This window comes from Enterobacter sp. NFIX58, from assembly GCF_900110475.1.
Taxonomy (GTDB): domain Bacteria; phylum Pseudomonadota; class Gammaproteobacteria; order Enterobacterales; family Enterobacteriaceae; genus Enterobacter; species Enterobacter quasiroggenkampii.
This window is the reverse complement of the sequence record NZ_FODW01000001.1, coordinates 823,574-846,566: the sequence shown is the minus strand read 5'-3', so window position 1 is coordinate 846,566 and position 22,993 is coordinate 823,574. Positions and strand designations below refer to the sequence as shown.

20 protein-coding genes are annotated in these 22,993 nt (G+C 58.1%); 8 read left to right on the top strand and 12 right to left on the bottom strand.

The genetic code is table 11. The annotated features are described in order from the left end of the window. Positions 1 to 11: 11 nt before the first annotated feature. Positions 12 to 992, bottom strand: a complete 981-nt coding sequence (locus tag BMW97_RS04095) for an NAD(P)H-dependent flavin oxidoreductase (RefSeq protein ID WP_045910361.1) — start codon at positions 990 to 992, stop codon at positions 12 to 14. 134 nt (positions 993 to 1,126) lie between these two features. Between BMW97_RS04095 and BMW97_RS04090 the strand changes: the two genes are divergently transcribed. Next, entirely contained in the window at positions 1,127 to 2,011 is an 885-nt protein-coding gene (locus BMW97_RS04090) for a LysR family transcriptional regulator (RefSeq protein ID WP_045910362.1), read from the top strand. On the opposite strand, the gene BMW97_RS04085 is transcribed toward BMW97_RS04090, so the two are convergent. Beyond that, the gene (locus BMW97_RS04085) at positions 1,983 to 3,437 is read right to left on the bottom strand and encodes an aminotransferase-like domain-containing protein (RefSeq protein WP_090392554.1); all 1,455 of its coding nucleotides are present in this window, start codon (positions 3,435 to 3,437) and stop codon (positions 1,983 to 1,985) included. The genes BMW97_RS04090 and BMW97_RS04085 overlap by 29 nt on opposite strands. 96 nt (positions 3,438 to 3,533) lie before the next feature. Between BMW97_RS04085 and BMW97_RS04080 the strand changes: the two genes are divergently transcribed. Then, complete coding sequence (locus BMW97_RS04080) at positions 3,534 to 4,301, top strand: arylamine N-acetyltransferase family protein (protein ID WP_045910364.1); 768 nt, start codon at positions 3,534 to 3,536, stop codon at positions 4,299 to 4,301. A gap of 18 nt (positions 4,302 to 4,319) precedes the next feature. Here BMW97_RS04080 and BMW97_RS04075 read toward each other — a convergent pair whose 3' ends face one another. From BMW97_RS04075 to BMW97_RS04060, 4 genes are all read right to left on the bottom strand, one after another. Beyond that, a complete protein-coding gene (locus BMW97_RS04075) occupies positions 4,320 to 7,397 on the bottom strand; it encodes an efflux RND transporter permease subunit (RefSeq protein WP_090392552.1) in 3,078 nt (1,025 codons plus the stop codon). After that, positions 7,394 to 8,542 carry an efflux RND transporter periplasmic adaptor subunit gene (locus tag BMW97_RS04070; protein ID WP_045910366.1) on the bottom strand — a complete coding sequence of 383 codons (1,149 nt, stop codon included), beginning with the start codon at positions 8,540 to 8,542 and terminating at the stop codon, positions 7,394 to 7,396. The genes BMW97_RS04075 and BMW97_RS04070 overlap by 4 nt, the downstream gene beginning before the upstream one ends. Positions 8,543 to 8,620: 78 nt before the next feature. Then, positions 8,621 to 9,817 (bottom strand): sensor histidine kinase, encoded by a 1,197-nt coding sequence (locus BMW97_RS04065; protein WP_045910367.1) that lies wholly within the window; start codon positions 9,815 to 9,817, stop codon positions 8,621 to 8,623. Beyond that, the gene (locus tag BMW97_RS04060) at positions 9,814 to 10,509 is read right to left on the bottom strand and encodes a response regulator (RefSeq protein WP_045910368.1); all 696 of its coding nucleotides are present in this window, start codon (positions 10,507 to 10,509) and stop codon (positions 9,814 to 9,816) included. The genes BMW97_RS04065 and BMW97_RS04060 overlap by 4 nt, the downstream gene beginning before the upstream one ends. Before the next feature lie 124 nt (positions 10,510 to 10,633). Between BMW97_RS04060 and BMW97_RS04055 the strand changes: the two genes are divergently transcribed. Further along, positions 10,634 to 11,419: a MipA/OmpV family protein gene (locus BMW97_RS04055; RefSeq protein ID WP_045910369.1), complete on the top strand. Its 786-nt coding sequence runs from the start codon at positions 10,634 to 10,636 to the stop codon at positions 11,417 to 11,419. A 38-nt stretch (positions 11,420 to 11,457) separates the two neighbouring features. On the opposite strand, the gene yajD is transcribed toward BMW97_RS04055, so the two are convergent. Both yajD and BMW97_RS04045 read right to left on the bottom strand, forming a co-directional pair. Next, a complete protein-coding gene (gene yajD / locus BMW97_RS04050) occupies positions 11,458 to 11,805 on the bottom strand; it encodes an HNH nuclease YajD (RefSeq protein ID WP_003857471.1) in 348 nt (115 codons plus the stop codon). A gap of 77 nt (positions 11,806 to 11,882) precedes the next feature. Beyond that, positions 11,883 to 12,776 (bottom strand): PhzF family phenazine biosynthesis protein, encoded by an 894-nt coding sequence (locus tag BMW97_RS04045; RefSeq protein WP_045910370.1) that lies wholly within the window; start codon positions 12,774 to 12,776, stop codon positions 11,883 to 11,885. 196 nt (positions 12,777 to 12,972) lie between these two features. On the opposite strand from BMW97_RS04045, the gene BMW97_RS04040 reads away from it, so the two are divergent. Beyond that, complete coding sequence (locus tag BMW97_RS04040; RefSeq protein ID WP_045910371.1) at positions 12,973 to 13,998, top strand: LLM class flavin-dependent oxidoreductase; 1,026 nt, start codon at positions 12,973 to 12,975, stop codon at positions 13,996 to 13,998. Between the two features lie 25 nt (positions 13,999 to 14,023). Next, positions 14,024 to 14,971, top strand: a complete 948-nt coding sequence (locus BMW97_RS04035) for a zinc-dependent alcohol dehydrogenase family protein (RefSeq protein WP_045910372.1) — start codon at positions 14,024 to 14,026, stop codon at positions 14,969 to 14,971. A 3-nt stretch (positions 14,972 to 14,974) separates the two neighbouring features. On the opposite strand, the gene BMW97_RS04030 is transcribed toward BMW97_RS04035, so the two are convergent. Beyond that, positions 14,975 to 16,009 (bottom strand): AI-2E family transporter, encoded by a 1,035-nt coding sequence (locus BMW97_RS04030; protein WP_032651092.1) that lies wholly within the window; start codon positions 16,007 to 16,009, stop codon positions 14,975 to 14,977. A gap of 421 nt (positions 16,010 to 16,430) precedes the next feature. Between BMW97_RS04030 and mdtJ the strand changes: the two genes are divergently transcribed. From mdtJ to BMW97_RS04010, 3 genes are all read left to right on the top strand, one after another. Next, entirely contained in the window at positions 16,431 to 16,793 is a 363-nt protein-coding gene (gene mdtJ, locus BMW97_RS04020; protein WP_008502463.1) for a multidrug/spermidine efflux SMR transporter subunit MdtJ, read from the top strand. Further along, on the top strand, positions 16,780 to 17,109 hold the full coding sequence (gene mdtI / locus BMW97_RS04015) for a multidrug/spermidine efflux SMR transporter subunit MdtI (RefSeq protein ID WP_045910373.1): 330 nt from the start codon (positions 16,780 to 16,782) through the stop codon (positions 17,107 to 17,109). Before mdtJ ends, mdtI begins: the two co-directional genes overlap by 14 nt. Positions 17,110 to 17,193: 84 nt before the next feature. Next, on the top strand, positions 17,194 to 19,356 hold the full coding sequence (locus tag BMW97_RS04010; protein WP_045910374.1) for a bifunctional diguanylate cyclase/phosphodiesterase: 2,163 nt from the start codon (positions 17,194 to 17,196) through the stop codon (positions 19,354 to 19,356). Between the two features lies 1 nt (position 19,357). Here the strand turns inward: BMW97_RS04010 and BMW97_RS04005 are convergent, their stop codons facing one another. The 3 genes from BMW97_RS04005 to BMW97_RS03985 all read right to left on the bottom strand — a co-directional run bounded on the left by BMW97_RS04005 (position 19,358) and on the right by BMW97_RS03985 (position 22,966). Next, positions 19,358 to 20,179: a trypsin-like serine peptidase gene (locus BMW97_RS04005; RefSeq protein WP_045910375.1), complete on the bottom strand. Its 822-nt coding sequence runs from the start codon at positions 20,177 to 20,179 to the stop codon at positions 19,358 to 19,360. A 278-nt stretch (positions 20,180 to 20,457) separates the two neighbouring features. Continuing rightward, on the bottom strand, positions 20,458 to 20,928 hold the full coding sequence (asr, locus tag BMW97_RS03995) for an acid resistance repetitive basic protein Asr (protein ID WP_045910376.1): 471 nt from the start codon (positions 20,926 to 20,928) through the stop codon (positions 20,458 to 20,460). A gap of 550 nt (positions 20,929 to 21,478) precedes the next feature. After that, on the bottom strand, positions 21,479 to 22,966 hold the full coding sequence (locus tag BMW97_RS03985) for a carboxypeptidase M32 (protein WP_045910377.1): 1,488 nt from the start codon (positions 22,964 to 22,966) through the stop codon (positions 21,479 to 21,481). Positions 22,967 to 22,993 lie beyond the last annotated feature (27 nt).

Genomic DNA, 22,993 nt, shown 5'->3' with positions numbered 1-22,993 from the left:
ACGCTGAGGGCTTACTCAACCGTTAACGCATCAACAACCTCGGCCACGCTTTTCACGCTGCGGATATTCCCGATCCCCGTGCCGAGCGCGATATAGCCTTCATCGGTGTTATCTTCCAGCATGCCCAGGCGCAGGCCCCGTAATCCGCCCATCGCCTTGCCCAGCGCTTCGTTGCTTGCGCCCGCTTTATCCATCGCCGCCAGTTTTTCCGCCAGCTTGCCGGGAAGAGAACGATAGTAGTGGGGGACGGTGCGGAAAAGCAGCAGGTCCAGGCCGTTGGCGGCAACAATTTTCTCTTTGACCCCCTGCGGCACGCGGCTTTCTTCGGTACTGATAAACACCGAACCGGCAAACACGCCTTCCGCACCCAATGCATGCGCCGCTCTGGCGGTGCGATTATCGGTAATACCGCCCGCGGCCATCACCGGGACGTGCTTCACGGCGTCGGCAATCAGCGGCACGATGGAAAAGGTCCCCAGCGCCGTCGCGGGTAGCGTCCCACCCTCGTCAAAACCGGTGGCGACGATGATGTCTGCCCCCATCTCTTCAGCCAGAAGGGTGTTTTCCGGCGTGGGATTGATGTCGCGGTAGATAATGGCAATGCCCGCCTCTTTTAACTCACTAAACAGCGCGGGAATAATGCTGCCTTCCCCGTAGCCCGTGTACACCACGGCCCTGACGCCTTCTTCTTTTACCACCTTAAGAATTGGCCCGGTCCAGACGTCATTAACGGCGGTGGGGATCAGGTTAACGCCGAAGGGTTTTTCGGTCAGCCGTTTGGTTTTACGAATTTCTTCCCGCATTTTTTCGGCGGTTGCTTCCGGCGTGGCGACCGCGGTATCGGCGGTTAACCCTGCGTTGGGACCCAGCACGCCGAGTCCTCCGGCATTGCTGACCGCGGCCACTAAACGGGCATCAGTAAGCCAGGATAACGGTCCCTGAATAACGGGCTTTTCGATACCCAGGATCTGACAGATACGGTTATTTTTCATAGCAGACTCTCCCTTACGTTTGAATGAGGGAGAGTGTAGAGAGTAAGATTGTTAGGAAAAATAGCCAGAAAGATTCATCACTGTTATAAAATCAATAACAATCATTTTCTCCCGCTCGCGGCAAGACATCCCTTATGCAAATAAACCTTTTTGAATCTATTCGGATTTTTATTGAAATTGTCGACTCGGGGAGCCTTACCCAGGCGGCAGAGAATCTGCAGGTCCATCGACCGGCAGTGACCAAAGCGCTGCAGCTTCTGGAACAACACAGCGGCACGCGGCTCCTGCAGCGCACAACGCGTCGGATTAGCCTGACGCCGGATGGGGAAGCGTTTTATCGCCGCAGTAAACCCCTGCTGGCGCAGGCGGATGAATTACTGGAGTCGTTTGGTTCGGACCGTGCAATACACGGCCAGCTGCGAGTCGATATGCCTGTCTCTTTTGCAACGCTGCGGGTGATACCCAATCTGCCTGATTTTTATCGTCAGCATCCCGAGATCGAGATCATTCTGAGCAGCTCTGACCGCCGTCGGGATATGCTGCGGGATGGCCTGGACTGCGTGCTGCGGGTGGGCGAGCTGGACGATGGCGACTATATCGCGCGTAAAGTCGGGAACATCAAAATCACGACCTGTGCCAGCCCGGCCTGGCTGGCAAAACACGGTACGCCAGAAACGCTGGAGGATTTACGCAAGCATCAGGCCATCAACTGGATTAACAACAGCAGCAGGCACATTCAGCCGTGGACGTTTACTACGCCAGAAGGCGTCGCGGAGATCGCGCTACCCGGTAAGCTGGTGGTGGATAACTCCGAGGCCTACATCGCGGCAGGCCTGGCCGGGCTGGGGGTAATGCAGGGGATGAATCTCTTTCTTCAGCCTTACATTGACCGCGGCCTGCTGGTTGAGGTCTTGCCAGCCTGTCGCTCGCCGGACCGCAAACTGTCACTGCTCTACCCACACCGTCATCTCTCCCGCAAGGTGCGGGTATTTACCGAGTGGCTGGAGAGTCTGGTGTGAAAGCGGCCAGCTCATGGCATAGCGCACCAATCTGCTCCACGGCATTGAGCAGGCGGGGCGTCGGTTCGTTTGCACAGTTTAGCCGCAGAAAGTGCGTGAGTTCTGCGCCAGGAGAAAACAGGGGACCGGGGCTGACGCCAATACCCCGCGCCAGCGCGCGACGATGCATCTCCAGCGCGTTGACCTGCGGAGGAAGTTCGACCCACAACAGAAAGCCAGCTGCGGGCACGTTTACGCGGGTACCGGGGGGAAAACTGACCCCGACCTGCGCCACGACGGCGGCGATTCCCTCAGCGATCCGCCGCTTTAGCCGCCGCAGGTGACGGTCGTAGTCGCCGCTTGCCAGCATCTCGCTCGTCGCGGCTTCCAGCAGCGGCGCACCGGCCCACTCTCCGGCCATGCGGGCCTGCAAGACCTGCGTGTAATAGCGTCCGGCGGCAATCCAGCCGATTCGCCACCCCGGCGCAAGCGTTTTAGACAGGGAGCTGCAGTAAATCACATTCCCGCTCTGGTCGAAGGCTTTGCAGGCCGGAGGACGTTGCCCGTCACCGACCAGGTCACCGTAAACGTCGTCCTCAATCAGAGGAATACCGGCTTCTTCAAGCAGAGCAACCAGTTCCTGCTTGCGCGCGACGGGCATGCTGGCACCCAATGGGTTTTGCACGGTGGGCGAGGCCAGAACGGCCGCAGGACGGTGGCAGCGGATGGCGTCAGCCAGCGGTTCCAGTAACAAGCCTTCAGCAGGATCGGTGGGGATTTCTAAGGCCTTCAGGCCTAAATCCTCCAGCAGCAGGAGCGTGCCGAAGTAGGCGGGCTGCTCAATCGCCACCACATCACCTGGCTGACACACGGCCCGCAGGGCCAGGCGCAGCGCCTGCGTCGCGCCCGCGGTGATAATAAGATCGTCCGCGCCGAAACGGGCTCCCCACTGCGCAGCGCGCGCGGCAATCTTACTTCGCAAGTCTGCTCTTCCCGGAGGCAGGCTGTAGCTCTGCCCATGCGCGTCCAGACGACGACCCGCGGAGTGCAACGCCCGCTGCAGCGCCTCCCCGGGCAGCCACGCGGGATCGGGCAGGGCGGCGCCCAGCGGGACAAGACGGGCTTCTGCACTGCTGAACAGCGACCGGGCCACGGCGGACAGGGTGACGGGGACCGGGCCTGCCGGGGAACGCGCGGGCTCCGCACGCTGAGGCTGGCTGATCTGGCGAATGTAGTAACCCGAACGCGGACGCGCAACGATCAGCCCCTCCGCCTCAAGGCAGCGAAGGGCCTCCAGCGCTGTCGGAAGGCTAACGTGCTCGCGCTCGGCCAGTTTACGCGCGGAGATCATCCGGCCACCGGCTCGCAATGCTCCTGAAGAGAGCGTGAGGCGTAGACTCTCAGCAATCCGGCGATAGTGTGGTGAGGAGGTGGACGGGGCAGACATGGGTATCTGTTCAGGCTAATTTTCGATAAAACTGACTATACAGCCAATGATGCGCGCCATCTATAGTGTCCGGCATGTTCAGGACAAGGAGGCAATATGCACAGCGATAATTTCGACATTTCCTCGTATTTCAAACGCATAAACTACACCGGACCGGCGTCGGCCGATACGACCACCCTGCATGCGCTGATGCGTCATCAGCTCTTTTCCGTTCCCTTTGAAAATCTGGACGTGCAGGCAGGTAAAATTGTCTCGCTGGCGCCAGACGACATTGCCGATAAGGTGTTAAAGAAAGGGCGCGGCGGCTACTGCTATGAGGTGAACGGGCTTTTCGCCATGGCGCTGGAGGCACTCGGTATTCCTTACCGTTTCGTGGCGGCGCGTCCGATGTTCTACCCGGCGCGGCGGCCAAAAACCCATATGGCGTTAATCGCTGAAGTGGAGAGCAGGCAGTGGCTTTGCGATCTCGGGTTCGGCAGCTACGGCATCCGCGCCCCGATGGCGCTGGACACGCTTGACGTGGATGTCCCCCAGGATTTTGACACGTTTCGCCTGAGCCGCAGCGCAGAGGGTGAGTATCTGCTCGAGGCGAAGGTGGAAGGCGAATGGGCCCGACAATACGGCTTCGATCTCACGCCTCAGGAGTGGATTGATTTCGTCCCGGCCAACTACCTGAACTCCACGCACCCGGATGCGATCTTTGTGCAGAAGCGGGTGGTGGTGCAGCATAGCCCGGAAGGGCGCCAGATTTTACTGGGCGATATGCTGAAAACCATCACGGCGAACGGCACTGAAACGCGGCAGCTGGCGGAGGATGAAATCCGCCATGTCCTGACAGACCGTTTTGCGCTCACCGCCGCGTAATCGGAGAAAAATGGAGACTCAGCCCGGCCCGTCGGCTGTGGCTTTGCGCTGAGCCCCCCACTGTAACAGCAGGCTAAACGACGCGGGTAACACGGTCAGCGTCACCAGCGTCGCAGCCAGCAGCCCACCGATGATGGCATAGGCCATTGGGCCCCAGAAGACCTGGTGAGAGATGGGGATCATCCCCAGAATGGCGGCACAGGCGGTCAGACAGATGGGTCTGGCCCTGTGCTCCGCGGCCGCCATAATCGCGGCATCATTTGCCATACCCTGGGCAAGATTGCTGTCAACCTCGCTAATCAATATTACCGCGTTACGCACGATCATCCCCGCCAGGGCGATAACGCCCAGCAGCGCGACAAACCCCATCGGCGTTCCGCCAGGCAGCATAGCCAGCACGATCCCCGGTAAACCAAACGGGGCCATCAGGAGTGCCAGCAGCATCCGGGAATATCGCCGCAGCTGAAGCATCAGCAGCAACAGCATGATGACCAGCGTTACCGGAAGAACGGTAAAGACGGAGCTGTTCCCCTTATCCGATTCGGCAACCGCGCCGCCTTCTTCAATGCTGTAACCTGCGGGCAGGCTCGCGCGCAGTTTATCCACCGTCGGACGCAGCGCGGCGGATACCGCTTCAGCCCTCAGCCCCGGGGCGAGGTCGGTTTGCACCGTGATAAAGGGCACACGCTGCCGACGCCAGATGACCGGATCGTCCACGCCCCAAACCGGCGTTGCGACGGCGCTGAGCGGAATTTTTTTACCGTCATTCCCCTGAATCGTGAGTGAGGAGAAGGTGGCGGTGCTCTGGCGCGCGCTTTCCTCGGCCCTGAGCACCACGTCGACAAGGCGGTCATTATCTCTGATGGACGTGACAACGCTGCCGGACCAGACGGTATTCAGCGTGCGGGCGAGGCTTTCTGACGATATTCCCGCCGCTCTGGCCGCCGTCTGATTTACCTCAAGGGTAATGACTCTCTCCGGCTCTCCGGCCGTCTGGTTAACGTCGCGTGAGAACGGTGAGCGGCCAATCGCGTCCGTGAGACGGTTCGCAAGCGCCCGAACCTGCAGATAATCCGGCCCGCTCACCCGATATTTGATGGGCCAGCCGACGGGAGGCCCCAGCTCAAGGGGCGACACGCGCGTGATGATGTCGCTAAATTGCGTCGCCAGGATCGTGTTGAGCTGTGCGTGCAGACGATCCCGCGCCGCAAGATCCTTCGCGACGACAACCAACTGGGCGATATTTTCATTTTCCAGCAGCACGTCCATCGGCAGGTAAAAACGGATGGCGCCTGAGCCAACGTACGTCGAAAAGCGATCGATATTGCTGTTGTCGGCCAGCGCTTTTTCCAGCTTTTCCACCTCTCTGAGCGTTTCCGGCTGCGACGCGTTGGCCGGAAGCGTCAGGCTGACCAGCAGCTCGGGCCGGTCCGAGGCGGGGAAAAACTCGCCCTGCATAAACGTCGTGCCATACGCTGACAGCCCCAGCGCGGCAAGCGCAATCAGTACGGTAGCGAGCCGGTGGCGGAGCGCAAGGCGTAAAAGCCGTCCATACCCGCGCGCGATCCTTCCCGGTCCTGCCGCGTGATGTCTGACTTTTTCCGGCAGCAGCCACGTGCCTGTTAGCGGCGAAAACAGGATCGCGACGGCCCAGGAACAGAGCAGGGCGATGAGCACCACCGCAAACAGAGAGAAGCAGTATTCACCGGCGCTGGAGGCCGCAAAACCAACGGGAATAAAACCGGCAATCATGACCAGAGTACCGGTGAGCATCGGGAAGGCCGTCGTTTTGAATGCATAGGTGGCCGCGTGTCGACGGGAATCCCCGGCTTCCAGCCGGGAGACCATCGTTTCGACGGCGATCATGGCGTCATCCACCAGCAGGCCCAGGGCAATGATCAGCGCCCCGAGCGAGATACGCTGAAGGCCAATACCGGCGAGCATCATGCCGACAAACGTCATGGCAAGCACCAGCGGAATGGCCGTCGCCACCACCAGTCCGGCCCGCAAACCCAGCGAGACAAATGAAACCGCCAGCACGATAACAACGGCTTCGATAAGTACCCGGATAAACCCGCTTACCGCGTCACTGACCACCGCTGACTGATCGGCGACTTTCACCATCTCGATACCGTGCGGCAGCCCGGCGCTGAGGGTCGCCATTTTTGCGTTCAGCGCAGCACCGAAACGCAGCATGTTGCCTGTCGGCGCCATCGACACCGCCAGCCCGATAGCCGGTTTGCCGTTCACCCGGTAGGCCGGGGCCGGTGGCTCAGCGATTTCCCGGGTGACGGTGGCAATGTCGGTCAGCGGAATATAGCGATTGTTAACGTGCAGCGTGACGGCGCGTAAACTCGCTTCGGTGGTGAGCGCTCCGCTGACCTTTATCGCCATGTTCTCCTGCCCGGTACGCATCGTTCCTGCCGGGACAACGGCGTTTTGCGCCCGGAGGGCGTCGGTAACCTCCTGAATATCCAGCCCCATACCGGCCAGGCGCGCCGGAGAAAAGGCGAGAACCCACTGCTCCTGCTGTTCGCCCAGCAGGGTGGTTTTACCCATATCCGGCAGAGACATGAGCTCGCGCCGTATTGTCTCTGCACGATCCCGCACCTCCCGCAGCGTGAAACCTTCGGGAATAAAGGCGTAAATTGTGCCGAACGTGTCGTCAAACTCGTCATCCACGGCAGGACCCTGCACCCCTTCGGGCAGGGACGGCGCGATGTCCTGCATTTTTTTGCGAACCTGATACCAGATATCGGGCACGCTTTGCGGGGGCGTATCATCACGGAGGTTGACGTGAATAACGGTGCGTCCGGCACGGGTTTCACTTTCGAGATAGTCCAGCCAGGGCGTTTCCTGCAGCTTTTTTTCAAGCGTATCGGTCAGCAGGCGGGTGGTATCCGTCACGGAGGCTCCCGGCCACTGTGCGGAGACGACGGCCGTTTTAATGGTGAATGCCGGATCTTCGTTACGCGGCAGCTTTTCATAGCAGAACACGCCCATCGCAATTACCAGCAGCATGAAAAAGCTGACCATCTGCTGGTTCTTCAGCGCCCAGGCAGAGAGGTTAAATTTGGTTTCCGATCCTGTATTCATGGCTGAACCTCTCCGGCCATCACCGCCTCGCCGGATCGTAATGTGCTCACGCCCGCCGTAATCACCCTGTCGCCGGGCTCAAGGCCGGAGGCAATCATGACGGAGGAGGCCGTATAGCCGACGGGCACCACCACGCGCAGCTGCGCCTGCGACCGCGGGGTAATGACGAAAACGGCCGGTTTGTCGCCGACGCGGGTCAGCGCCGACGCGGGAAGCGCGTACCCGTGCGGGGCGTCGGAGGGCAACGTCACGGTGACGCTGGCGCCCAGCGCCATGGCCTCCGGCGGGTTTTGCAGGGTAGCTCTGACGCGCCACGTGCGGGTCTGAGGATCGGCCTGCGGGGTGATATCCCGCAGTACGGCAGACGCCTGCACCGACGGGTCGCTGAGGAGGGAAACCTGCAAAACCGCTTTATCCAGAGTCGGGATCGCATCGGGCGCGGCAATGTCAAACGCCACGTCGCGGGCTTCCCCGGTCGCCAGCGTCAGCACGGACTGACCGTCACTGACAACCTGGTCCGCAGAGGCGCTCACGGCTGTGATGACGCCCGCTTGTGGGGCGATCAGGCGCGTCCAGCCGAGACTTTCGCGGGCATTTCGCCATGCGGCCTCGCTGCTTTTTAAGCGCGCGCGAGCGACAAGCCAGTCAGCCCGGGCGCTGTCGAGCTGCGTGCGGGCTATCGCGCCTGTTGGCATAAGCTTTTGCATGCGACTGACGTTAAGCGCGGCGACCTGGGCTGAGGCTTTGGCGCCTTCATAGTCGGCCGCGGCGCTGTCGAGCTGGTTTTGCCCGGTCGTATTATCAAGCGTGGCCAGCAGCTGTCCGGCAGTGACCCGGTCGCCAATATCAACGCTACGCGTCAGTATCCGGCCTCCGGTGCGAAAGCTCAGGGTCGTTTCATCGTGGGCATGGATCTCACCGGTTCTTTCCAGCGCGGGAAGGGAGTGGGCGGTGCCAACGACGACGTAGCGTACCTTACGCACTGGGTCAGGTTTGTTTTCGTGTTTATCACCGCAGCCGGTCAGCGGAAAAATCGCCAGCGCAAGCAGGGCCAGGGGAAGAAAATGCAGCCAGGAAAGGGTGCGCGCCACGCCGTACAAATGATGCAGGCAGTGGCGGAGGGAGAGAAAAAATTCGTCTGACATAACGCCGCTCCATAAAGGGAATGGCGTTATTAAATGCGCGCTACGTCGAGAAAGATTCGATGTTCTGTCAAGGCTTTATCAAGAGTGGAGATTTTCATTATCGGACGGATGCCAGGGCAACAAAATGCACACCGCGAGGCCGCCGGTTTCCGGTAATGACGCGCTAATCTCTCCCCCATGCGCCTGGCAAATCGCCCGAGCGATGGACAAACCAAGGCCGCTGCCGCCGGAATGCCGCGCGCGGGACTGCTCCTCGCGGCTAAAGCGTTTAAACATTTCCGGTAGGAACTGAGGCGACACGCCCGGCCCGTCATCGGTGAATTCGAGGATGTAATGCCCGCTGGCGTAATGCAGAGCCACCTCAAGGTGGCCGCCTTCGCGTCCGTAACGTAGCGCATTTTCCATGAGGATGGTAACGACCTGTCCCATACGGAACGCATCGCCCCGGAAGGGGCTGGTGTGCGGGTTACGCAGCGTTATCCTGAAATGATGCGCATCCGCCTGGGGCATGATCCAGGCAGCCCGCTCCTGAATCAGCTCATCCAGACAGAACGGCTGGTCCTCCAGCACAAGGTTACCCGCGTCTGCCAAAGAGAGAAGGTGGAGTTCATCGGTGAGGCGGTTGAGGTGCTGGAGCTGTTTCATCACCATGCCCAGCTGCGCCGGGCTGGCATCAAACACGCCGTCTAACATGCCCTGCAGACGCCCGATGGCGGCCGTCAGGGGCGAGCGCAGCTCGTGCGCCATCGCGACGTGCGAGGCGCGGAGCTCTTTCTCATAGCGGGCAAGTTGTCCCGTCATAGAGTTAAAGTCGGTCGCAAAGCTGACCATTTCTGCCGGTGCATCTTTGATCAGCTCAGCCTGACGGCCAAACTGACCTTCGGCGACATCCTTTGCCGCATCGCGAAGTCGGCTGAACTGCAGTGCCAGCGGGCGGGCGTGTTTGAGCCCCATCACCACAATAAACGGGATCATCACCAGCACCAGCAGGGCCACCGTGACCCAGTCCGCTGAGGCGATGGACGGCGTGGAATAGCTCAGGCCCCACCAGGTGTCCACAATCGAGTGGAAGCGGGCCGGGTTGGCCTGCGGGTTCTGGCTGAGCGTCAGAAACTCCTGCCGGACCGCTGGCGGCATCCTGCCCATGATCCAGTAGTTCTGGACCGCATAGCGCAGCCACATGCAGGTGGCAATGACGATCACGCTGCCGATGGCCAGCGCTAAGATGCGCGCGCAAATCCAGCGCCACAGAGAGGCGTGCCGATTTTTTATCATGGCTGTCTGAACCTGTAACCCACGCCGCGCACGTTGATCAGCACGCCGGAAATACCCACCGCTTCGAGTTTTTTACGCAGGTTATAAATATGGGTGTCCACCACGCGCTCCAGCGCCTCGCTTTCCGGCAAACAGTGTTCCAGTAAATACTGGCGGGAGAACGGGTGCGCAGGCGAGCGCAGCAGCGTTGCCAGAAGCGAGAATTCCGTTGGCGTAAGATCGAGCATCACAGGCGTGTCGTCGCCGTTGTCCACGCACGCCACAATGGCGGCGACATCCACCGCCAGCGTTTGCCAGCGAAGGATCTTTTCCTCTGTCTCTTTTTTACTGCTGCGCCGCAGCACCGCCTGCACCCGCGCCACCACTTCGCCCGGATGATATGGCTTCACAACGTAATCATCGGCACCGTAACGCAGGGCACCAATGCGATCGGGAGTATCCCCCATGGCCGTGACCATGATCACCGGCACATCGCTTTTACGACGCAGACCTGCTAGCACCTCGGTGCCGTTAAGTCCCGGCAGCATTACGTCCAGCAGGATGAGGTCGGGCTTCCACCGCTGCGCCATATCCAGCCCGGAAAGACCGTCCCCGGTAATGGTCACGTCGTAATTTTCACGCCGTAAATAGGCTTCGAGCACGCCAGCCGCGTCGGCGTCATCTTCAATAATCAGTACTCTTCTGGATAACATCCGTTCACCTTGACCATTTCTTAACACTATCCCGACGATTCATTGATTCAGCCAAATCATACTGCGCCAACATTGTATGGCTGTCCCTGTCTCAGGAGACGCCAGCGTCTGTAAGGAGAGCAGTATGATAGCGATAAAAAAAGTCCTGTATATGTCCGTCCCGCTTCTGATGGTCTTGGCATCCGTCGCGCAGGCGGATGATGGCACCGCGTCCGATTCCTTAACCGTCGGGCTGGGAGGGCAATATGCCCCGCGTTACTCAGGCTCAGACAAGCAGGTGTGGCAGGTGGTTCCTGTGCTGCAGGGACGCAAAGGCGCTTTCTTTGTTGATGCACAAAAAGGGGTGGGATATGACCTGCAAAACGACAGCGGTTGGTATTTCGAACATACGCTGGGCTACGACCCCGGAAGGGCTGATAAAAATTCTGGCTGGCGTGAGGGTGCAAACAACCTGAAAGGGATGGGGGACATTAATGCCACCCTGAATACCGGCCTTGCCGTCGGCTGGCAGGCCGCGCCATGGTTGAGCATGGAAGGTAAAACGACGCTGCCGTTAACCGACAATCAGGGGGCAAGCTATCAGGCCTCCGTTACGCTGATCCCGGTACAAAATAACCAGGACACGATAGCCTTTCAGTCTGCGGCCCTGTTTGGCGACAGCCGTTATATGAATACCTGGTATGGCGTCAGTGAGCAGCAGAGCCGCCGCACCGGCTATCGCCGCTATGCTGCGCCGGGTGGATTTTATGGCGTCGACACCAGCCTGACCTGGAGCCATCAGTTCGATGCTCACTGGGGGACGGTCCTCAGCGCGGACTATACCTGGCTTGGCGACCATGCCAATGAAAGCCCGATCGTGATGCGGCGCAATGAGGGGTCTGCAACCGCCGCTATCACCTGGACATTTTAAATTCGCAGAGCACGATGTGAGCGAGGGGGGAGAGAGGATTACTTCTTCTTATCCATCATCGCCTTTAAATCGGCAAACGGGTTAAACGTGGCAACGCCCACGTCTTTTTGCGCATCTTCCCCGGCCACCACGGTGGTGCCGTACTGATCTGCTTCGGTGTATTTCGAATGCTCGTGATCGTGGCAAAACAGGCACAACAGCTCCCAGTTGCTGCCATCTTCCGGGTTATTGGTATGGTCGTGATCGATATGGTGAACCGTGAGTTCACGCAGATTGGAATAGACAAACTCGCGCGAGCAGCGTCCACACACCCATGGATAGATTTTTAATGCTTTTTCGCGATAGCCGCTTTCCAGCCGCGCGTAGTTTTTGGGGATCAAAGCCATTGCCGGTTTTACCTGTCATAAAAATAGTGAGCCAATATATCTCATCAGGCACTGTAAATGTATATACGCTTCCTCCGTTAGAGTGAGAATGTGCCTTCAAGCGTAATTATGCATTTTCCGCCGACGCGAACCACCGCCTTTCCTGAGGTGGCATCGTATCCCGTGAACAGTACGCTTGCTCGTCCCATATCGACCCCCTGACTGACTGTCAGGTCAAGCGTCGTTTTATCACGGTGTAATGCCAGTAGCGCCGTAACAGCGGCAGTCGCGCTGCCTGTTGCAGGATCTTCCGTCATTCGGGGCGTAAACATGCGTGCTTGCACATCGCAGGGCGCATCGGAATCTGAATCCAGGGTATAGGCATAGAGTGAAACTGCACCGTCCAGCGGTAACGTTGCACGAAAACCCTGTAAATTGGGCACGCATCGACGGAGCGCCTCGCGAGAGGCCAGCTCGGCTATCAGGAAGGGCAGACCCACCGACGCGACGACGGGCATATGTACCTCGGTACGGATATCTTCTGCGTTCAGGGACAAGCAGGCAGCCACGTTTTCCGGGCTAACTTCAGAGCGGCAGGAGAGTGCCTCTGGCACCAGGAGTTCTGCGCCAGTCACCGTATCGTTGTCACGCAGCAGGCGCACGGGCACCAGGCCAGCGATTTCCTCGAAGCGCAGTGTATCAGGCAGGTGCTGATCATTCATCGCAGTGTGATGAGCGAGCACGTAGGCGGTTCCCACATTCGGGTGCCCGGCGAAGGGGATCTCGCGCGAGGGCGTAAAAATTCGGACGCGTGCTGTATTGGATGGATTGTCTGGCGGCAGCACAAACGTCGTTTCGCTGTAACCAAACTCAACGGCGACCTGCTGCATTTGTGCTTTACTCATGCCCTCCGCATCGAGTACGACGGCAACAGGATTACCCAGAAACGGCGTGTCAGTAAAAACATCCGCCACAACATAGCGTCTTTTCATTTTTTATCCAGTGTGAAAGGTCCCGACCTATAGTAGTAACGTTAATTCAAACGGATAACCAACGGGTTTTTACCTGAGGGACATGAAACTATTTCAATCAATTTATTTGAATCATTCCGTTAAATAAACGGCATTTATTCTTACCGGGTAATGCGTAAAGTGGACAGAACGCAATGCATTATCAGGACACAGAGTTATGAAAAAGATCGGGTTTTTATCGTTTGGTCACTGGACGCCTTCGCCGCAGTCCGGCACGCGCTCAGCGGCTGACACGCTGCTGCAGTCCATCGATTTAGCCGTGGCGGCTGAAGAGCTGGGGGCAGACGGCGCCTATTTCCGCGTGCATCACTTCGCGCGACAGCTTAGCTCGCCGTTCCCTCTGCTGGCCGCCATTGGCGCAAAAACGAAGACCATCGAAATCGGCACCGGCGTGATTGATATGCGCTATGAAAATCCGATGTACATGGCTGAAGATGCGGGCGCGGCGGACCTGATTTCCGGTGGTCGCCTGCAGTTGGGCATCAGCCGTGGCTCCCCGGAGCAGGTTATTGATGGCTGGCGTCATTTCGGCTATGTCCCGCAGGAAGGGGAAAACGAGTCTGATATGGCGCGTCGTCATACCGAGGTGCTGCTTGAGGTGCTGCGTGGGGAAGGGTTTGCCAAACCGAACCCGCAGCCCATGTTCCCGAATCCGCCGGGGCTGCTGCGCCTGGAGCCTTATTCAGAAGGGCTGCGCGAGCGTATCTGGTGGGGGGCGGGTTCCAATGCGACGGCCGTGTGGGCCGCAAAACTGGGCATGAACCTGCAAAGCTCAACGCTGAAGGACGATGAAACCGGTGAGCCGTTCCATATTCAGCAGGCAAAACAGATCCGTGCGTACCGTCAGGCCTGGAAAGAGGCGGGGCATACGCGTGAGCCGCGGGTGTCGGTCAGCCGCAGTATTTTTGCTCTGATGGACGACCGTGACCGGATGTATTTCGGGGCCAGCCGCAACGACAGCGATAGCGTGGGTTATCTTGATGAGAAAACGCGCGCCATCTTCGGGCGCAGCTATGCCGCGGAGCCGGAAAAGCTGGTTGAACAGCTGAAAAAGGACGAGGCGATTGCCGAGGCGGACACGCTCTTACTGACCGTGCCGAACCAGCTGGGTGTGGATTATAATGCGCACGTGATTGAGTCTATTCTCAAACATGTCGCACCGGCAATGGGCTGGCGCGAGTAGTTCCGCTATCAGCCTTGAGATCGTAATGGAAAATCTGGCCCTCTGGTATCGCCGGTTTGGCGAGCCAGAATCTGTTCTGCAACCTGAAACCGCGCCGCCGGGCGCGCTTGCGCCGGGACAGCTCCGCGTGCGGATGCTGTTTTCTCCGGTCAACGCGTCCGATCTTATCCCCATCACCGGTGCCTATCGCCACAGAACCCCGTTACCGGCGGTCGCGGGGTATGAAGGTGTCGGTGTTGTCACCGAGGCGCCCGCCTCGTTTAAGCATCTGGTGGGGCAGCGCGTCCTGCCGCTGCGCGGTCAGGGCACCTGGCAGCGCTATGTGGATTGCCCGGCAGAGTATGCGATACCCGTTCCGGACACCGTCGACGCACATCTGGCCGCGCGGGCCTATATTAACCCGCTGGCGGCGCAGATGATGCTGACCCGCTACCCGCCGCGTGGAAAGCGGGTCTTGCTCACGGCTGCCGGATCGGATTGCGCCATTCTGCTGGGGCAGTGGGCGCGTCAGGCGGGGGCGGAAGCGGTGTATGGCATTCACCGTTCTGCCGTGCATGCTGAACGGCTGGAGGCGATGGGCATCACGCCTGTCGCACAGCATGACGCAAACAGAATCGGCACCGTCGCCGCCCGTAGCGATATCGTCTACGATGCCACCGGCGGGCCGCTTGCGGAAACGATCCTCAGCGTGATGCCCGAGCAGGGCATGTTTGTCTGCTACGGGCTGCTCTCCGGGCAAACCTTCACACAACGGCGGCCTGCGCCGCGTGTGGTGTGGTTCCATATCCGAAACGGTCTGGATGCGCTCAGCGTTGAGGCGTGGCGCGCGGAGTTCGGTCGCATCTGGCTGAGGTTACCCGACAGTGAGTACAGCGACGTTACGGTGTACCCGCTGGCAGAGTGGCGAAGGGCGCTCAGCGCTTATCGTGAAGGTGGAAGGACCCGCAAGCCCCTCCTGTCGATGGCGGAATGACGGCTAGTGATGGCTCATATCGCTCAGCAGCACGGCGATACTTTGCCCGCCCGCCGTCTGCTCCAGACCAATCTTGACGATGATGGTGAGCGGAACGGAGAGCAGCATCCCGACGGGCCCGAGCAGCCAGCCCCAGAATATCAGGGACAAAAAGACCACCAGCGTGGACAGCCCCAGACCCCGGCCCATCATGCGGGGTTCCAGTATGTTACCGAACACCAGATTGATGACCAGGTATCCGGCCAGCAGGATCAGCGCGTCATAAAGCCCGCTGAAAACCAGCACCTGAAGAATAGGGGGGATCGCCGCCAGCACGGAGCCGATGTTGGGAATGTAGTTAAGCGCAAACGCCAGTAACCCCCAGACGAATGCAAAGCGGACGTCCAGCGCCAGAAGCATCACCCAGACGACAACGCCTGTCACCAGGCTAATGGCCGTTTTCAGCACCAGATAGCGGGAGACGCTGTCCAGCGCGCGTTGAATCGCCCCCATTCCTTCGACCGGACGGACCATTATCTGCTGCAGCTTTGCAGGAAGCTGCGGCACCTCCAGCAGCATAAACACCACCGTTAAAAACAGCAGGAAAATGGAGGTCATGGCATTGGAAAGCTGAGCCAGCAGGCTGGTGACGATCGTCATCGCCGCATTGGGGTCGATATATTTCAGCAGTTCTTCAACCGAGACTTCGATACCCGCGCGTTGCAGCCAGGGCTCCAGCTGCAGCAGCGGTATTGCCAGCGAAGAGCGGTATTTCGGCAGCGTTCGCGCCAGTTCATTGAGCGAGGTTCCCAGATAAGCCACCAGCAGTACCATCGCCACAATAATGATGCTGATAAGCAGCGTGATGGCCAGCACGCGTGGGATGCGTAGCCGCGTCATGCGCTGAACCAGCGGGTTGAGGATCACCGCAATAAAAAGGGCCAGAATAAAGGGCACAATAATGTCGGCGGCAAAGCGCACGCCTGTCAATATGATCACCAGCATGCCCAGCATGATGACAATTTTTAACCCGTTCAGGGTAATGATGGGTTTAGCCATGGTGACTCCGAAATTTTCTTTATATTTATAATAAAGGTGAAAGGCATTGCAATAAACTAACCAAAATCAAACGGAGTGGGTAAAGAATTGCAAAGACTTTGAGTAAAATCCTGGCTTATGGTACAAATTCGGTGTGTTTAACTACCGAGGACAATTTTCATCCGCAAAGACGAGAAGCAACAACGCGGATAATTGTAATTTTATGGACAATATGTTCAGGACGTACTCTTCAAACAATACTGCTGTATACTCCACCTCTTTCTGCCTGCTTTCTGGTGAGCAACACTGGCGCACCGCACTATAGTCATTTCTTCTGCCTGAGCTGGCGCTAAGCGCTTAGCTGACTGATTTCAATTCGTATTTTTGGGTTTGCTGCACGCAGCAGGCCACGATGGATTATATTCTCAAGCAGGAGAAAAACATGTTTTACTGGATTTTATTAGCCCTGGCTATTATCGCTGAAATTACCGGCACGCTGTCGATGAAGTGGGCTAGCGTCAGCGATGGCAACACCGGTTTTATTTTGATGCTGGTGATGATTTCGCTTTCGTATATTTTCCTCTCGTTCGCGGTGAAAAAAATTGCGCTGGGCGTCGCGTATGCCCTGTGGGAAGGGATCGGTATTTTGTTGATTACGCTGTTCAGCGTGCTGATATTTGACGAAACATTAACAACAATGAAGGTCGCCGGGTTAACGACGCTGGTCGCGGGTATTGTGCTGATTAAATCAGGTACCCGTAAGCCGTCTAAAGTGCAGAAGGAGCAGAACCATGCAACAGTTTGAGTGGGTTCATGCGGCCTGGCTGGGGTTCGCCATCGTGCTGGAAATTCTGGCGAACGTTCTGCTGAAATTCTCCGATGGTTTTCGCCGTAAATTCTACGGCCTGATGTCGATTGCCGCGGTTCTGGGGGCGTTCAGCGCGCTGTCCCAGGCGGTAAAAGGAATCGATCTTTCGGTCGCCTATGCGTTGTGGGGCGGTTTTGGTATCGCCGCGACGCTGGCTGCAGGCTGGGTGCTTTTCGGTCAGCGTTTAAATAACAAGGGCTGGATGGGACTCATCTTGCTGCTTGCAGGTATGATTATGATAAAACTTGCCTGACGTTCATAAAGCCATCCTTTACAGGCAGCGAAATTCGCTGCCTGTATTACGCTTAGAAAAGCAAAACCTTAAAGAGGATGGCTGATGTATCGCACATTAAGCTGGCGCAATATTCCCACCGCGAGAACGTTGTTTGCCATGGTCTTTATGGCGGGCATCGGCTTAATCATCTCCGTCGTCGCACTCCTCTATCTTTCCCTGCATCTTATCAGCACCAAAACCAATGAAATTGATGAACACCGCACGGCGCTTTCCGTGCAGGGGGCCATTCAGACATCGGTTAACCGCGTCTCCTCGCTGGTGCTGGATAACGCCGTCTGGGACGATGCGGTGCGGGAGGCCTACCGTCCCACGCTCGATACCGACTGGCTGTATAACACCTGGGGCGCCGGCTTTAAAATCAACAACCTCTATGATGGCACCTTCGTGCTTGATGAGCATTTCAATGTCATCTGGGGATCGTTTCAAAGTCAGCCTTTTCAGGAGACGAATCTCGATTTTTTCGGTAAGGGGCTGAAAGCCCTGATTGCTCAGCACGCGCGCGCCTTATCAAGCGACAAAAATATCTATGCCGGGATCAGCAAAACGCGAAGCGGCGTCGCCTTTGTGGGCATTGGGCTGATTCGCCCAATGGTCGGAAGATTACAGGTGACCGACGAAACGCGCCGCTATCTGGTGATCACCCGTCATCTGAACGCCAGAATCTTAGCCGACCTGGGGGCGACCTTTCAGATCGATAATCTGCACTTTACGCCGGAAAAAATTAACGAAATGAGTATGCCGCTGCGCAGTTCGGCAGGGGAGCAGCTGGGCTATCTTAACTGGCAGGCACGGCTTCCGGGGGCGCAGGCCGCCCGGGCGGCATCCTCTGATATCACGCAGATTGTTGTGCTGGCATCGGCCCTGATCCTGCTCTTTATTCTGGTGAGCAGCGTGGGGCTGTACAAGCTTGCGCGAGGAGAAAGCCAGGCGCGTCTGGTGGCGAGAACGGACTGGCTAAGCCATCTGCCGAACCGACGAGCGCTCATCGAAGCGCTGGATCGGGTGAGTCTACGCGGCGATATCGACGTCAAAAGCGTGGTGTTTATCGATCTGGATGGTTTTAAAGACGTGAATGACATCTACGGACACAGCGTGGGAGACGATCTCATTGTGGCGATTGCGAAAACGCTGAGTGAACGCGTGCCGCCGGGGGGAATGCTGGCGCGTATGGGCGGGGATGAGTTTGCCATGACCATCGGCGGTGATGAGGCAGAAACACAGGCCACCGCCTTTGCCGTTTCGGTGCTGGATTTTCTCACCACCCCGATTCAGCTGGGGGAACGCACGATCCATATCGGCGCCAGTATCGGTATCGCCAGCGGAACCCTGATTGAATGCACCAGCTCCGAGCTGTTTCGCCGCGCCGATATTGCCATGTACCATGCCAAAATGAGCGGGAAAGGGCGTATCACCCACTACGACGCCGAGCTGAACAGCGCCCGGGAGCGCAAGCTGGCGATTGAAAATCAGATCCGTAACGGTCTGGAGCGCGATGAGTTTGAGGTCTGGTATCAGCCGATTATTGACGCCCGCAGCCAGAAAATGAGCAGTGTCGAAGCGCTGGTCCGCTGGCCACGTCGCCCGGACGGGCCGCTGGGCCCGGATACCTTCATCGCCATTGCGGAGACCAGCGGTCTGATTTACAAGCTGGGCCAGTTTGTGCTGCAGCGCGCCTGTCAGGATCTCCAGCCGTACGGTGACTTAACGCTTTCCGTTAACATTTCTCCCGCGCAATTCCGCGATCCCGCCTTCGAAGACAAAGTGGCCAGCGTGCTGGAGACCACTCATTTCCCTGCTAACCGACTGCAACTGGAGGTCACGGAGTCCTATGTGCTGGAAAACCCGGAGCGTGCCCGCATGGCGATAGCCAATCTTAAAGCGCTGGGCACCGCGGTGGCGCTGGATGACTTTGGCACCGGCTATTCCAGCATTGGCTATTTGCGGCGTTTTAACTTCGACACCATCAAGATTGATAAATCGCTGGCCGGGCTGGTGGACAACGATGAACAGGCGGCCGCGCTGGTAAGCGGCACGGTGCGGATCGCCAACGCGCTGGGGATGGCGGTGGTCGCCGAAGGGGTCGAGACCGAAAGACAAATGAAACTGCTGCGGCTGGCTGGCTGCGATCAACTGCAGGGTTTTTGGTTCAGCCAGCCGATGCCGATTGAGTCAATCAGGGCATTACATCAGGTCAGACGATGCTGATTTACTGCTGTGCCAGCGCTTCCAGCTTGTCGCGAAAACCGGTCACGGACAAGGCCCGGTTATCTGCGCGCCAGCGATCTTTCGCCGCCGGTGCAGAACTCTGCACACCGATCAACTGCCAGCCGTTATCTGTTTTCAGCATCAGCGGTGAGCCACTGTCACCCGGCAACGTATCGCACTGGTGCGAGAGTACGCTGGTTTGCGCCCAGCCCGTCACAATACAGTCGGAGTGCGTGTAAAGCGTATCCAGATGGTCGACAGGATAGCCGGACTGCGTCACCTTCCGGTCGGCGGCTTTCAGCGCGGCGGTGAGGGCGTCTTTGTCGCCGTCAAATAACGGCAGCGGCGTAATGCCGGAAGGGGGGTAGCGTAAAACGATGAGGCCAAAGTCCCATGAGGCGGCCGCCGGTGGCACGATCCAGCCGTCACCATCCGGTTTCAGGCGTTTGCCGAGAGACGGATCGACCCGGCCTTCAATGCCGTGAATTTCATAGCGCCAGGTGCCTTTTTGCGACACAAACCGCAAGGCCACCGCTTTATCCGGCTTGCCGTTTGGCGGCGTTAACAGACAGTGGCCTGCCGTCAGGGCAAGCTGTGGGGTAATCAGCGTCGCAGTACATAAGTTACCGCTGGCGGTTTCCAGTTGACCTATAGCATCCCAAGGCGCCTGGGTGGGATCGGCGACGCGCGTGCGATCGTCATGACCGAAAAAAAGCGTCTTTAGCTCTTTCGCGCTAATGGTGTCATCACCGCCATCATCCGCATGTGAGAATCCAGAAAAAAGACCAAACGTTCCCAGTAACAACACAACAGATTTACGCATATCACACTCTGGTGGGGGTAATTATGATTATTAAAAGTGAACCCTATGAAAATACTATAGACGGGACAGCGCTAAAGTGGGAGTAAAATCAGCGTGCTACAATCAGGAAAGATAAAAGTGGCTGGCGATGAGCGCGCATAAAATAAGCAGGATCAGAATCAGCTCAAACCGATAGCGTCGCAGCATACGCCCTCCGGATAAAAAAACGGCGCGGAACCTGTTCCGGTTCGGCGCCGGTTTACCAACGTGCCCCGAAGGGCACGGTTTAGCTTGTACTCTTACGCAGCTGGCTGTGCAGCTGGTTTAGCAGCTTCGTGTTTTACTGCTTTTTTGTGATGCTTTTTAGCAGCCTGAGCTTTCTGTTCTACAGCCGGTTTAGCGGCTTTTTTGTGGTGGTGCTTTTTAGCAGCCTGCGCTTTCTGCTCTACAGCGGGTTTAGCGGCTTTTTTGTGGTGGTGCTTTTTAGCGGCCTGCGCTTTCTGCTCTACAGCCGGTTTAGCGGCTTTTTTGTGGTGCTTTTTGGCAGCCTGCGCTTTCTGCTCGGTTGGTGCTGCGGTTGCAGGTGCAGCGGCTTCTTTTTTCGCTGCAGCTTTGTGGTGTTTCTTATGATGAACCGCTTTTGCTGGGGCTGCGGTGGTGGTTGCAGCAGGTGCGGCAGCCGGTGCAGCAGTTGCGGTAGTGTCAGCAGCAAATGCAGCAGAAGACAGACCCATAGCAGCGGCAACAACCAGAGCTAATACTTTATTCATTCTCATACCCTCGAATTTGGTTTTTCATTTAACCCCACTGCGGGGCCGTTGAAATAACTATATCCCTGTAAACTCGGGGTTTCCGTGAGTGATTGGTATCGGCGTGTAACCATATGTACATTGCCGGGGGGCTAGCACAGACGGCCCACTCTCCATTGAGGGAGAGGGCTGGGGTGAGGGGGAACATACGGCTGTAGTGGTCATTCCGTTCACTTCATGTTCCTTGCTACTCTGTAGGGGCATAACCTGTGAACGTGCCAGGGCGGCTCAATCGCCGCCGCCCTGGCAACCCGGGCTCCCGGCGGTAAATCGCCGCTGCGCGGTACCTTCGGCTAATTCCTTCCGGCTTATCGGGGACGGGCGGAGGTAACGTCCCTGTAAAGCCCGCCCTCTCGGCGCATCCATGCGCCTCGCCCCGGCCTGCAGGAAACGCCTCAGCGATTTACAGCCGGACCAGGGCATCGCTGCGGGGCAATCATTACGCTTCGAAAATCTGTATCGCTTCTGCTTAAAAAATTTACCTGAGGTCCCTCATCCCCGCCCAAACAGATTACAAATAGCGGGCGGTCAGATGTTCGCGGAAGTAACGGATGTTCAGATCCTCGCCCGTCGCCTGGGTGATTAACTGCGACGTACTGAAGCGACTGCCGTGCTGCCAGATGTTCTGACGCAGCCACTCAAAGAGTGCAGAAAAATCGCCCTCAGCGATGGAGGCCTGCAGGCCCGGAAGCGCCGTTTTCGCGGCGTGGAACAACTGTGCGGCATACATGGCCCCCAGCGTATACGACGGGAAGTAGCCAAAACCGCCGTCGGTCCAGTGAATATCCTGCATACAGCCGTTGCGGTAGTTGTCTTTGGTGGATAACCCGAGCCAGGCCTGCATTTTCTCGTCCCACAGGGCAGGGATATCGTCCACTTCGATCTCGCCGTTGATCAGCGACCGCTCAATCTCATAGCGCAGCACCACGTGCGCCGGGTAGCTCACTTCGTCCGCATCGACGCGGATATAGCCCGGCTTCACGCGCTGGTTCCAGGCGATAAAGTTCTCTTCGCTGAACGCCGCCTGGCTGCCAAAGCGGGCATGCACCGCAGGGAGAAGATGCTTGAGGAAGGCTTCACTTCGTCCCAGCTGCATCTCAAAGAACAGGCTCTGGGATTCGTGGATCGCGGTTGAGCGGGCCAGCGCAATCGGCTGTCCTGCCCACGCGCGCGGCAGGTTTTGTTCGTAGCGCGCGTGTCCGGTTTCGTGGATCACGCCAAACAGCGCGCTGAGCAGTTCATCCTCGTCATAGCGCGTGGTGATGCGCACGTCCTCCGGTACGCCGCCGCAGAACGGGTGCGCGCTTACGTCGAGGCGACCGCTGTTAAAATCGAAGCCGAGCATCTTCATGGCTTCCAGGCCCAGTTCACGCTGTGTTGCCGTCGGGAAAGGCCCCTGAGGAGGAACAAACGATCGCTGAGCCTGTTTTTCCACGACGTTTGCCAGCAGGTCCGGCAGCCAGGACTTCATGTCGCCGAACAGCACGTCCAGACGGGCGCTGGTCATGTCGGGTTCAAAAATATCCAGTAACGCATCGTACGGCGTACAGCCTTTGGCTTCCGCCCGCAGGCGCGCCTCTTCACGGCTGAGTTTGACCACCTCTTTCAGGTTGGCGGAAAAACCCTGCCAGTCGTTAGCGGGACGCTGTGTACGCCAGGCATGTTCACACCTGCTGCCCGCCAGGGATTTGGCTTCCACCAGCGTTTCCGGCAGCAGCGAGGCCTGCTGATAGTGGCGCGTCATTTCCCGCAGGTTGGCCTGTTCGACGTCATTCAGATCTTCCCCTGCCGCCGCGGCTAACAGGTCGCCGACTTTTTTATCGGTCAGGAGCTGGTGCTGCAGGACGCTCATTTCCGCCAGCGCCTCGCCGCGCGCGGCGCTGCCGCCGGGCGGCATCATGGTGAACATGTCCCAGCTGGCGATGGAGGAGAGGTGCGAGAAGCGGGAGAGGCGCTGGAAGGTTTTCACAAGTGACTGATAGGCTGATGTTTTTTCCAATTCTTATTTCCTCATGCCGGGGATGTG